This is a genomic window from Nocardia amikacinitolerans NBRC 108937 (genome assembly GCF_001612615.1).
GTDB lineage: Bacteria > Actinomycetota > Actinomycetes > Mycobacteriales > Mycobacteriaceae > Nocardia > Nocardia amikacinitolerans.
Genome location: NZ_BDAU01000021.1, coordinates 1 through 11,757 on the forward strand (window position 1 = coordinate 1; position 11,757 = coordinate 11,757).

The 11,757-nt window shown below is 71.1% G+C and carries 9 protein-coding genes; 2 read left to right on the forward strand and 7 right to left on the reverse strand.

The genetic code is table 11. The features are described from left to right. Positions 1-163: 163 nt before the first annotated feature. From NAM01S_RS17175 to NAM01S_RS17195, 5 genes are all read right to left on the reverse strand, one after another. The gene (locus NAM01S_RS17175; RefSeq protein ID WP_067786433.1) at positions 164-1,450 is read right to left on the reverse strand and encodes a DUF58 domain-containing protein; all 1,287 of its coding nucleotides are present in this window, start codon (positions 1,448-1,450) and stop codon (positions 164-166) included. Positions 1,451-1,452: 2 nt separating this feature from the next. After that, complete coding sequence (locus NAM01S_RS17180) at positions 1,453-2,433, reverse strand: AAA family ATPase (protein WP_067786435.1); 981 nt, start codon at positions 2,431-2,433, stop codon at positions 1,453-1,455. Next, a complete protein-coding gene (locus NAM01S_RS17185; protein ID WP_067786437.1) occupies positions 2,430-3,452 on the reverse strand; it encodes a DUF4129 domain-containing protein in 1,023 nt (340 codons plus the stop codon). The genes NAM01S_RS17180 and NAM01S_RS17185 overlap by 4 nt, the downstream gene beginning before the upstream one ends. Further along, positions 3,449-4,387, reverse strand: coding sequence for a hypothetical protein (locus NAM01S_RS17190; protein WP_174554818.1), 939 nt, complete (start codon positions 4,385-4,387; stop codon positions 3,449-3,451). Before NAM01S_RS17190 ends, NAM01S_RS17185 begins: the two co-directional genes overlap by 4 nt. A gap of 221 nt (positions 4,388-4,608) precedes the next feature. Next, on the reverse strand, positions 4,609-5,154 hold the full coding sequence (locus NAM01S_RS17195) for a TetR/AcrR family transcriptional regulator (RefSeq protein ID WP_067786441.1): 546 nt from the start codon (positions 5,152-5,154) through the stop codon (positions 4,609-4,611). A gap of 90 nt (positions 5,155-5,244) precedes the next feature. Between NAM01S_RS17195 and NAM01S_RS17200 the strand changes: the two genes are divergently transcribed. Continuing rightward, the gene (locus NAM01S_RS17200) at positions 5,245-6,780 is read left to right on the forward strand and encodes an MFS transporter (RefSeq protein ID WP_067786443.1); all 1,536 of its coding nucleotides are present in this window, start codon (positions 5,245-5,247) and stop codon (positions 6,778-6,780) included. Positions 6,781-6,976: 196 nt separating this feature from the next. On the opposite strand, the gene NAM01S_RS17205 is transcribed toward NAM01S_RS17200, so the two are convergent. Both NAM01S_RS17205 and NAM01S_RS17210 read right to left on the reverse strand, forming a co-directional pair. After that, the gene (locus NAM01S_RS17205; protein WP_067786444.1) at positions 6,977-8,530 is read right to left on the reverse strand and encodes an adenylate/guanylate cyclase domain-containing protein; all 1,554 of its coding nucleotides are present in this window, start codon (positions 8,528-8,530) and stop codon (positions 6,977-6,979) included. A 184-nt stretch (positions 8,531-8,714) separates the two neighbouring features. Continuing rightward, complete coding sequence (locus NAM01S_RS17210) at positions 8,715-10,505, reverse strand: DUF4407 domain-containing protein (RefSeq protein ID WP_067786446.1); 1,791 nt, start codon at positions 10,503-10,505, stop codon at positions 8,715-8,717. 246 nt (positions 10,506-10,751) lie between these two features. Between NAM01S_RS17210 and aroQ the strand changes: the two genes are divergently transcribed. Next, positions 10,752-11,330 carry a gamma subclass chorismate mutase AroQ gene (gene aroQ / locus NAM01S_RS17215; RefSeq protein ID WP_067786448.1) on the forward strand — a complete coding sequence of 193 codons (579 nt, stop codon included), beginning with the start codon at positions 10,752-10,754 and terminating at the stop codon, positions 11,328-11,330. Positions 11,331-11,757 lie beyond the last annotated feature (427 nt).

An 11,757-nucleotide genomic window follows, 5' to 3' on the forward strand; every position in this document is an offset into this window, starting at 1 on the left:
CTCACGCGCCGCTTGTGCCGGGCTTCGTTCGTGTCGCGCAGTCGCTTTCACGCAGCCGCTCGCGCTGGCGGATTGTCAGGCTCCGCCCACCCTCCTCGCAGGCTGATTCGACTCCCTACAGGCCGCCCCTGCGAGGCGTGTTCGCGGGTTGCGGACTCCGAACTCAGAGGGAGCCGGATTGTTTGAGTTCGAGGTATTCGTCGGCCAGGGCCTCGGGCAGGCGGTCCGGGGGTGCGGAGACCACCGCGATGCCCTTGCGGCGCAAGGATTCCTGGACGAGGGCGCGTTCGGCTAGGACGGTTTCCGCGGCAGCCGCGGCGTAGACGTCGTCGCGGCTGGTGGCGGCCGCGGCGATGTCGGGGTCGATCACCGAGACGATGAGGACGCGGTGGCGGTGCGCGAGCACGGGCAGGACCGGGAGCAGGTTCTCCTCGACGGCGGCGCCGTCCAGGCTGGTGAACCAGACAACCAGGCTGCGGCGGCGGGCGCGTTCGATGGTGGCGCGGACCAGGCCCGCGCTGTCGGTGTCGACCAGCGCCGGTGTGACGCCGGCCAGCGCGTGCATGAGCTGGAGTTGCAGGCGGTTGCCGCGCACGCCGCGTACCTCGGTGCGCACGGTCCGGTCGTAGGCGAGCAGGTCGACGCCGTCGCCCGCCGCCGCGGCCAATCCGCCGAGCAGCAGCGCGGCCTCGATCGCGGCGTCCAGACGGGTACCGTCGCCGACCCGCCCCGCGCTGACTCGACCGGTGTCCAGCAGCATCAGCACGTGCCGGTTGCGCTCCGGGCGCCAGGTGCGCACCAGCACGTCGGTGGCGCGGGCGGTGGCGCGCCAGTCGATGGAACGCACGTCGTCGCCCGCGACGTACTCGCGGAACGAATCGAATTCGCTGCCTTGGCCGCGGGTGTTGGCGACGTTGCGTCCCTCGAGGTGTTGCAGCCGCTTCACTTTCGAGCGCATCAGTCGCTCGCTGCGGAAGGCGGGGAGCGCGCGCACCCGGGCGGGCACGGTGCGCCTGGTCTGCCTGCCCGCCATGCCGAGCGGGCCGAGCAGCCGCAGCGTCACCGGACCGGCGACCCGGTCGCCGCGATACGCCGGACGCAGCGAGGTGCGCAGCCGGACTTTGGTGTTGGGCGCGAGTTCCAGGGTGTGCCTGCGGTTTTCGGTGCGCGCGCTGCGCGGCCAGTCGTCCCAGAGCAGACCGCGCACGGTCCGCGCGCCGGTGTTCACGACGGTGAGCTCTACTTCGGCGGTGCGGCCTTGGCGCACGGTGGTCAATTCCGGCCTGGTCAAAGTCAGGTCGCGTGCCGTGCCCGCCGCGGCCAGGTCGACGAGTACCGCGACCGCGAGCACGGAGCACGCCAGCGCGACCCCGTACCAGGACGGCAGCACCACTGCGACGAACAATCCGAGCGACGCTGCGGCGGCGACCAGACGACCGGTGACGACCACGGCTAGACCGGAACCGGGACCGAGCCGAGCAGCGCGGACATGACGCCTTCGGTGGTGACCCCGTCCAGCTCGGCCTCCGGCCGCAGGTGCAGCCGGTGGCGCAACACCGCCACCGCAACGAATTTCACGTCGTCTGGCGTCACGAAACCGCGCCCGTTCAGCCACGCGAAAGCCCGCGAGGCCGCCATCAGCGCGGTCGCGCCGCGCGTCGAGGCGCCGTGCTGCACCGCGGGCGCGGTGCGGGTCGCCCGGCACAGGTCGACGGTGTAAGCCAGCACCTCTGGGCTGATCGTCACCTCGGCGATGGCAGCCCGCGCGGCGGTGATGTGCGCGGGCCCGGCCACCGGTCGCAGCCCGGCCGCCGCGAGATCACGCGGGTCGAAACCGGCGGCGTGCCGTTGCAGGACACGGAATTCGTCGTCGCGGCTGGGCAATTGGATGTCGACCTTGAAGAGGAACCGGTCCAGCTGCGCCTCCGGCAGCGGGTAGGTGCCCTCCTGCTCGATCGGGTTCTGGGTGGCGACGACGACGAACGGATCGGGCAGCTGCTGCGGTTTGCCGTCGACCGAGACTTGGCGCTCCTCCATCGATTCCAGCAGCGCCGACTGCGTTTTCGGCGGCGTCCGGTTGATCTCGTCGGCGAGCAGCAGATTGGTGAACACCGGGCCGTGCCGGAAGGTGAACTCGGCCGAATGCGGGTCGTAGATCTGCGATCCCGTGACGTCGCCGGGCATCAGGTCGGGGGTGAACTGCACCCGCGCGTAGTCCAGATCGAGTGCGGTCGCCAGCGCGCGCACGAGCAGCGTCTTCGCCACGCCAGGCACGCCTTCGAGCAGCACGTGGCCGCGGCACAGCAGCGCGAGCACGAGGTACATCACCGCGTTGTCGTTGCCGACGACCGCCTTGCCGATCTCGGCACGCAGCGCGCCGAACGCCGCACCGGCCTGCTCGGCGGTGACGGCCTTCGGGATGTCCGTGGTCATCCGACCTCCGTTTCGATCCATTCCAGTTGTGCGGCGACGATGTGCAGCGCGCCCGCGTCGGGCACCGGCCCGAAGAACGCGCTTCCGACCAGATGCGAATCCACGCCGCTGCGGGCCGCGATGGCGGCGACGAGCGTTTCGGGCGGCGCGTCGGCGCCGACCCCGAGCAGCGGCCGCAGCCTGCGCAAGGTCGCCGCGCGCAGTTTGGCGGCGACGTACTCGTGATCATGAGACTTGCGGTACAGCGCGGCCTGACCCGCCAGCAGTTCGTTGGCCGCGACCTCCACCGGGCGCGGTTCACCGACCAGCGCGCCGCGCCGCCGGGCCCGCCACCACATCAGCAGCGCGAGGGCGATCAGGAACTGCAAGCCGCCGAAGGCCAGCGGCGCGGGCAATCGGGAGAAGATCGAATCCTGGCCGACGATGTCGGGCCGGTCGATGTCGTTGTCGGAGGGCGGCGGGTCCGGCGGCGGGAGGTCGGGCGGCGGTTTCGGCGCCGTGGGCGCGCCGCAGGATTGCATGGCGCCGTAGAGCAGCAGTGCGAGCACGGCCACCGCGGCGAGCGTCGCCCAGAACTTCGGATTCCGCAGCAGATCCGGCAGCGGCGGCAGCTTCCTGCGGGTGCGCGGCGCGGCCTCCGCGACCTCCCGTTCGACGGGCTCGGCGGCGGGCGGTGGCGCGGCGGCCGAGAAGCGGTCGGCGTATTCGAGCCTGCGGTACTCGTCCTCGGTGGCCGCGCGGCCGCCGTAGACGACCTCGTCGAAACTGCGTGCGGCGGGCTGGAGTTCGGTGGTCACCTCCAGCGGCAGCACGGCCGAGACGTCGTCGACGGTCTCGTCGGCCGTCCTGGAGCGCCGGACTTCCAGCACGCCGTGCTGTTCCATGCCGCGCAGGACGGCGCGAAACCGTTCGCGCAGCGCGCGGTCGTAGTCGCGGCGCCGGGCGGCTTCCTCGGCGGCGGCGCGATGGTCGGCGGCGGGGCCGAGACGCGGGGGCGGCGGAGTCTCGGGGTGCGTCACCGCGCGTCCTCGCGCCCGAATGGCTCGGCGACCGCGCGCCCGGATGACGCGGCGCCCGCATGCCCGTACGCGGCTCCGGACGGTATCCGGATGTCGAGTCCTTCACGGCGGCACCGCAGATCGATGTAGGTCACCACGCGGGTACTCGCCTCCACGATCTCGCCGAAAGCGACGAGCAGCAGGGCCGCGGCGGTGAGCAGCACGATCACCGGCCAGCGGTGGGTGCCGGAGAAGTCCGAGACGAACCAGGGGATCGCCAGCAGCGGAACGGCGAGCAGCGTGAACAGGCAGCGCTGGCACAACCACAGCCCCGTCAGCGGCCATTCCGTCCCCGCGACAAGCAGATTCGTGCGGCGCACCGCGTCGCCGTGCGAGCCGTGCTCGGCGAACAGCACCGGCGCGACGAGGAACCGCTTGGCGCGCAGGTAGCCGAGCCAGACCACCGCGAAGGGAAGGGTGATGATCAGAATGCCGCCGCCGACCAACACCGCGACGCCGATCACCGAGAACAGCACCTGGGCGATCAGCAGCGCGGGCGCGACGCCGCGCAGCCGGACCAGCGCGGACCGCAACCCGATCCGCTCGCCCGCGATGCTCGCCAAGCCGATGGGCACGGTCACGCCGCGCAACAGCAGCCGAAGGAACCAGGCGCAGACCACAGTCGACAGGATCGCCGCCCACGCGGTGCCCACGTCGGACCCGTCGGTCGCGTTGGAGACGCTTCCGGTGATCACCACGACGACGACCTCGGCCGCGACGAGTCCGGCCGCCGCCGTACCGGCCAGCGTGGCGATGTTGGCCTGGATCAGGGCGAACGGCAGGTCGAGCAGTTCGCGGAAGGTCAGCGGCCGGATCGGCACCGTCGTTCCAGGGGACCCTGGTACCGGATCGCTCCCCGCCCCGACGGCACCGGCCGGGTCAGCGGCTGGTAACACGCGGCCGAGTCTAATGCGCACCGCGGCCGGGCGTCAGGGCTGGAGGAGGCAGCGCAGCGTAACCACGTAGGCCCCGGCCGGTCGCGCGATCGAACACCGCGGCCGGGCGTCAGGGCTGGAGGAGGCAGCGCAGCGTAACCACGTAGGCCCCGCCCGGCCGCGCGATCGGACACCGCGGCCGGGCGTCGGCGATGGAGGAGGCAGCGCCGATCCGGTTCGCGTCAGCGTGGCAGCAGGCGTTCCAGCACGCGGCGGTACCGCTCCGGGTCGATCGGCGGAAACCCGAGCAGGGCGCGTAGATAAACCCCGTCGCCGACCAGGCGGACGATGTCCGCGTGTACCGGGTCGGCGATCTCGGTGTCCAACCCGTCCGACCAGGAGTTCATCATCTCGGTGAGCGCCCGCTGCACCTCACCGGCCTCGGGTCCGGGGCTGGCGTCGATGGTGCGCATGGCGGCGAGCATCGAACGGTAGAGCTCGAGTTCCACCGCGTCGGCGGCGTTGTCCGGATTCGGCGTTTGCAGGAACCACTCGGCGACCGAGCTGCCTTTGGCGCGCGCGTCGGCGAGCTGCTGGGTGGCGCGATCACCGAGGCGGCGGACCAAACCGGCGAGCAGCGCGTCCTTGCTCTTGAAGTGATAGAGCAGCCCGCCCTTGGAGACGCCGGCCGCGGCGGCCACGTTCTCCAGCGTCACCTGGGACATGCCTTTTTCCAACAGCACCGTCTCGAGTGCGTCCAGGATCCGGTCGCGGGTGTTTGCCGTCACGGGTCTCGACTATACCGGCTGGACGGTAAGGTCCTATACTATACCGTCTGGACGGTAAACATCCTTCGACGACGAAAGTCGAGAAAGCCAATGAACGCCCAACCCACGACCGCCGCATCGCAAACGAGAACCGCCCCGCCGCGCGCCACCGCGCGCGAGTGGGCGGGCCTCGCCGTGCTCGCGCTCGCCCTGCTGCTGCTCGCGGTCGACGCCACGGTCCTCGACCTCGCGGTCCCCGCCATCAGCGCCGATCTCGCGCCGACCACGCCGCAGCTGCTGTGGATTATCGACGTGTACTCCTTCGTGCTCGCCGGTCTGCTCGTCGTGATGGGCAACCTCGGCGACCGCGTGGGGCGGCGCAGGCTGCTGCTCATCGGCGCGGCGGGCTTCGGCCTCGCGTCCGTGGTCGCCGCGTGGGCGGTCTCGCCCGCCATGCTCATCGCGGCCCGCGTGCTGCAGGGCGTCGCGGGCGCGACACTGATGCCCGCCACCCTCGGCCTGATCCGGGCGATGTTCCTCGATCCGCGCCAGCGCACTGTCGCGATCGCGGTGTGGAGCGCGATGGCAGGCGGCGGCGCCGCGGCGGGTCCGCTGATCGGCGGCTGGCTGCTCGAGCACTTCTGGTGGGGTTCGGTGTTCCTGGTGAACCTGCCGGTCATGCTGGTGCTGCTGGCTCTCGGCCCGGTGCTCGTCCCGGAATCGCGCGACCCGAACCCCGGCCGTTTCGACCTGCCGAGCGCGGCGCTGTCCATGCTGGCCCTGGTGCCGATCGTGTACGCGGTGAAGGAAGTCGCTGCGCACGGTCCGAGCACGAGGCTTGTCCTCGTCGGTGCGGTCGGTGTGCTCGCGGGCGCGCTGTTCGTGCGCAGGCAGCGCAGGCTGGCGCATCCGATGCTGGATCTGAAGCTGTTCGCGCTGCCCAGGTTTCGCACCGCGGTGGTGACCAACCTGCTCGCGGTGTTCGCGCTGGCCGGTGTGCTGTTCTTCGGTTCGCAGTATCTACAGCTGGTGCTCGGCAAGTCGCCGTTGCAGGCCGGGCTGCTGTTGCTGCCGGGTCTGGCGGCCAGCGTTGTCGCCTCGCTGGCGGCGGCCTGGCTGGTGCGGCGCTGGCGGCCGGGCGCGGTGCTCGCGGGCGCGCTGGTGACGGCGGCGTTCGGCGCGGTGCTGTTCCTCTGGCTCAGCCCCGACGTCGCGACGAGCACGCTTCCGTTCGTTCTCGGGTTCCTCGGTATCGGCGCGGGTGTCGTTGTCGCGCTGACGGTTTCGTCCGACCTGGTGGTCAGCTCCGCGCCGGTGGAGCGGGCCGGTGCGGCCGCGGCGGTCTCCGAGACCGCCTACGAGACCGGTATCGCCCTCGGTGTCGCGCTGCTCGGCAGCGTGGTCATGGCGATCTTCCGCAACGGCCTCGACCTGTCCCAGGCACCCGGCGAATCCGCGGCCGCGGCGAGCGAATCCCTTGGCGCCGCCACCGAATTCGCCCGCCAGCTACCCGATGCCGCGGCCGAGACGTTCCTGCTCTCGGTGCACGAGGCCTTCGTCTCCGGCATCCACCTGGCCGCGGTCGGCACCGCCGCGGTGCTGCTGATCGCCGCCGTCGTGGCGTTCCGGTTGCGCGCGGCGCAGTAGTGAATCGGCGAGGACTCGCACTCGGCTCGGGGGTGCGAGTCCGTCGCGTTCGCGGTCGGATGATCGCTTCGGTGCGACCGCGGCGCGTTCCGTAGCGACGGCGGCAGAGCGATTCGGAACGGTCGTCGGCGTGACCCGGCCGTGCGAGGTGACCGAGCCGTCGGCGCGCGTGAAACCCGGTGCGGCGAGCGTCGGCTCAGTGGGGGCGGGCGAGGGTGGTCGGGGTGACTCGGCCGCGCAGGGTGATCGACTCGCCGAGTTTCCAGTGGTCGGCCTCGGTCGCCTCGGCGGCGTCGACCGTCGCGCCGGAGGCGAGCAGCAACGCCGAATCCTGTTTGGCGAGTTCGCAAAGCCGCGCGGCCTCGTTGACGGCGTCGCCGATGACGGTGAACTCGTAGCGCTGGTGGGCGCCGACGTTCCCGGCGACGACACGTCCCGCCGCCACGCCGAGACCGGCGGTCAGCTCGGGGATCTCGCCGAGGCGCGCGCGGATGGCGCGGGCGCAGGCGAGGGCGGCGCCCGCCGCGTCGGGCAGCGGGCTCGGCGTTCCGAAGACCGCGAGCGCCGCGTCGCCCTCGAACTTGTTGAGCAGCCCGCCGCAGCGCTCGACCTCGTCGACCACGATGCCGAAGAAGCGGTTCAGCAGCGCGACGGTCTCGGTGGGCGGGCGCGTCGCGGTCATCGTCGTCGAGCCGATGATGTCGATGAACAGCGCCGCCGCATCGGTCTCCACCCCGCCGAGCTCCGGCTCGGCCGCCAACGCGGCGTCCGCGACGTCTTGGCCGACGTGCCTGCCGAACAAATCGCGGATCTGTTCGCGCTCGCGCAGCCCCTGCACCATGTGGTTGAATCCGCTTTGCAGCTCGCCCAATTCGGTGCCGTCGTACACCGCGAGCGAGACGTCCAGATCGCCCTTCTCCACCTGACGCATCGCCTGCCGCACGCCCTGGATCGGTGCGACGGTGGCCGCAAGCGTCTGGGTCATCAGCAGCAGACCGAACAGCAGCGTCGCCCCGCCCAGCGCGAGCACGCACACGGCGAGCCGCTCGACGCTCACATCCGAGCGGGCCAGCGCGAGCACCGCGATCACCATCAGCCCGCCGACGGGCACGCCGGAGCCGAGGATCCAGGCCAACAGCGAACGCCCGAAGACGCCGATGCCACGGCGGCGATGGGCGGGCGCGGCCTCCAGCACCCGGGTGGTCACCGGCCGCAGCGCGAACTCGATGATCAGATAGCTGTTCGCGCACACCACGATCGCGCTGAAACCGACGGCGAACGCGATCTTCGCGATCAGCTCCGGCTCGGCAAGCCCATACAGCGTCGTCAGCAGAATCAAGCCGCCGAGCCACAGCATGGCCTGGTGCACCACCAGCTTGCGCGGCACCGCCGCCGCGGCGGACTGCTCGGCCTCGGTGGGGACGTGCTCGGGATCGGTCGCCCAGCGCAGCGCGCGAAGTCCGCGTGTTGTGCCCCACCACACGCCGAACATCGTCGCCAGCCCGGCGTACACGGGCGCGGCGATCACGTCGAGCAGCAGCAGGTCGCGGGTGAACACCGAGGGGCCGGGCAGCACGAACCCGCCGAGGGCGATCGAGACCACCATGCCGGTGAAGTTGGCGAGCAGCAGCGGAATCGTGAGCAGCAACTGGATGCGGATGCGCCGCACACCCGAGGACTCCTGGGCCGAGCCGAGTAGCCGCGAACCCCACGGCGCGGGCGTACCGGCCGTCACATCACCCACCGACATGCGTGCAGAGTAGATCGCCGCGCGCGAACCCACGGTGAGATGTCACTCGGCTGGATGTCTCCCAACGGCTGGGCGGCCACGATCGGACCTCCGCACGACACCGCCTCGCGCGGGCGGGCGGGTCACCGCCGCATTCTTCGTTCGATCAGCGGACGGTCGGATCACCGCACCCACGTTCGGTCGGTCAGCGACCGGGCGGAAGTTCCCGCTGACCCCGCTGCCCCGGCAGTTCCCGCTGCTCGCGGGCGGCCAGTTCGTCGCGGTGTTCGACCGGCGGCAGGCCGTATCCCTGCTGCCCGTAGCCGGACGGCAGCGCGGAGTACCGCGGGTCGTGCGGCGACGGATAGTGCGGCGGGGGGTAGTGGGCGTCGACAACGGTCGACGCGATGCGATGCGCGTGCCACGCCTCAGGCGACCCGGGCGGCAGCTGGTAACCGACCGGCGGCGCGACCGCCTGCTGGGCCGGACCGTGCGAGTCCTGCGAGTCCACCGTCACCTTTCTGGTGCGGCGCAGCGTGAAGGTGATCTCCTCCACCTCTTCGAAGGCCTGCCGCGCCGTGCGCAGCGGGTGGGTCGCGGTGTCGATCGCGTTGGCGACGAACGAGGGCACCAGCGGGCGGATCCAGCGCGCCGCGGTGTCGGTGAACGGCACCGTGCCGATGATCGGCAGCTCCAGGCCGCCGCCACCCTTGGGTTCCGCCGGGCTTGGAGCCGGGGCGAGTGCGCCGGCGTTCGCGGCGGGCGCCAACGCGCCCGCGCCGACGGTCGCGGGCAGGTTCGGTGTCACGATCCCGTCCTGAGACACGGAGCTGTCCTTTCGGTCGGCAGCCGGTGCGGCTGGCAGTGCGTGTGGCGTCGGCTCGTCAAGGCCGGTGATGCCGATCTCCAGCCCGCCGATGGCCGCGATGATCCTGGTGCGCTGACGCTCCCTGTCGATGGCGGTGTCGGCCTCCACGGCGAGCCTTGCGGCGGTGAGCTGCTGTTCGGCGCGCAGATTCTCCGCTTCGGCGCGAACCTCGGCGCGCTTGATCGCGATGGCCGCCTCGGCCTCGCGTTCGGCGCGATCGACCACGGCGCGCGCGGCGGCGTGCCGGTCGAACGAGGTCTCGCCGCGCCACCAGCGCAGCAGCAGCGGAAGCAGGGCGAGCAGCACGAAGGCGAGCAGTGTGGCGAGGCGCAGCAGCGCGCCGCCCGATGTCGCGGTGTGGTCGTTCATCGCCACCCAGCGCGCGCCGAGACCGCGATCGCCGTCCGCGAAGGCGACGGATCGGGCTGCGGCCGTTGCGCTTTCGGCCTCGGCAAGGCGCTGATCCAGCTGCCCGGCGCGGTCGAGGGCCGCGGCGTGCCGGTCGCGGGCGTCCTGGAGCATCTCGTTGGCGGTCTGCGATTCGGGGCCGCGGCCCGGCACGCCGGTGATCCTGGTCTGCGGGCACTCCGGCGTCGGGTTGAACTCGCACCGGGCGATCACCAGCATGCGGTCGATATCGGCCTGCGCGGCGGCGATGGTCTGGTCGAGCGCGGTCCGGTCGGCGCGCGCACGGTTCAGCTCGGCGCCCGCGGCGGCCACCGCGGACGCGGATTCGACGGCCGCGTGCGACTTTTCGTCGAGCACCCGATCCACCGAGCCGTCGAACAGCGCCGTGCTCGCGAGTTCGGCGAGCAGCACGCCGGTGACCACGGCCACCGCGATCCGTCCGGCCAGCCCGAGCCGGTCGGGCATCCGCCCCGGCCGTGCGGTGGCGAGGGCACGGCCGACGGTGCCCGCGATCAGTGCGACGATCAGCGCGAGCGGCACGATGGCGAGCAGCGGCCAGCCGTCGGTCGCGGCCAGCGCCAACGTCGTCACGACACCCGCTACCAGGGCGAACAGTGCGACGGCCGCTCCGGTGACGGCATAGCCTGCGTGTTCGTGGCGTTCGGTGAGTTCACCGCTCTGACCTCCGCCGAGCCAGGTGAACAAGCCGGTGACGGTCATGGGGATCTCACATCCTCGTCCCAGTCGTTTGGCAGCTTGGCGAAACTGTCACAGATTCGTTGTCCCAGCGTGACAGGCGTCTGCCCGACACACCGAGTACGGCAGGGCGGATGTGTCGAGGCTCACAGAAAAGTGGTTTCCGGCGGGCCGTTTTCGGCTCAGAAGGGCCGGCGTGAGTCGGCGCGAGGGCCGTCGCTTCGCCTTAACCTGGCAGGGTGATGCGTTGTCGGACGAACGGGTGGGAGCATGCGCGCACTTGCGGTGGCACTGCTGTGCGCGGCACTGCTCGTGTGGACCGCGGGTAGCGCCAGGCCGGTCCCCGGCGAGCAGGTGTCCGATCCGCTCGATCCGCTCGTCGCGCTGGTCGCGCAGCGGCTCGACACCGCCGACGCCGTCGCCGCCGCCAAGTGGGCAGACGCAGCGCGCGATGGAGCGGCACCGAAGATCGATGACCCGGAGCGCGAGGCGGAGGTCTACGACGCCATGGCCCGCCTCGGCGCCGCGCACGGCCTGCCCGAAAACTGGGTCAGGAAGGTGTTTTTCGGCCAGATCGAGGCGAGCAAGACGGTGCAGTACGGCCTCATCGCGCGCTGGCGGTTCGATCCCGCCGCCGCCCCCGCCACGCCGCCGGACCTGACCGACGTCCGCCCGACCATCGATCGGCTGAACACGGCGATCATCGATCAGCTGGCCGAGCACCGCGTCGAGCTCGCCGCACCGGACTGCATGGAACGGTTGGCGCACGGCGTTTTCGCGCACTTCGCGACCGCCGATCCGCTGCACCGGCTGGCCCTGATTCGCGCCGCGTCGGCGCTGTGTCGATAAGCGCTGGTGCGCTGTGTCAGTAGGCGCTGGTGCGTTGTGTCGAAAATTACTGATCTTGTTTGCTGAAAATGTGCTGAAAGCCACAGGGGGCAAAAGAACCCGGACGGTCGGATACCGTCCGAGGCTTGTCACACCCCTGTCGGAAATATCTCATCCAGGCCGCTGACGAGTTAGCCGCGGCACAACGGGTTTGCCGTCCTCCGGCCGGGGGAAATCATCTTCGATGCAGGTGAGCGCCTGTTCTCGGGGCTGAAGAGCCTTGTCGGACGCTCTGTCGGTGGCCCATCGCCGCCGCCCGGCACCGAGTGCCGGGGGATCGATCCAGGTCCATCCGCTGCTTTACACTGGACGACGCGCACACGTGGAGGACCGTAATGAAGAAGCCCAGCTAGACCAGGTTATTAGTGCTACCTAAGTTGGTTGGGCC

Bases quoted from the DNA above. Each gene is read 5' to 3' on its own strand.
- NAM01S_RS17205 (WP_067786444.1), bottom strand. From the start codon at position 8,530: ATGTCGGTGGGTGATGTGACGGCCGGTACGCCCGCGCCGTGGGGTTCG.
- NAM01S_RS17180 (WP_067786435.1), bottom strand. From the start codon at position 2,433: ATGACCACGGACATCCCGAAGGCCGTCACCGCCGAGCAGGCCGGTGCG.
- NAM01S_RS17200 (WP_067786443.1), top strand. From the start codon at position 5,245: ATGAACGCCCAACCCACGACCGCCGCATCGCAAACGAGAACCGCCCCG.
- aroQ (WP_067786448.1), top strand. From the start codon at position 10,752: ATGCGCGCACTTGCGGTGGCACTGCTGTGCGCGGCACTGCTCGTGTGG.
- NAM01S_RS17210 (WP_067786446.1), bottom strand. From the start codon at position 10,505: ATGACCGTCACCGGCTTGTTCACCTGGCTCGGCGGAGGTCAGAGCGGT.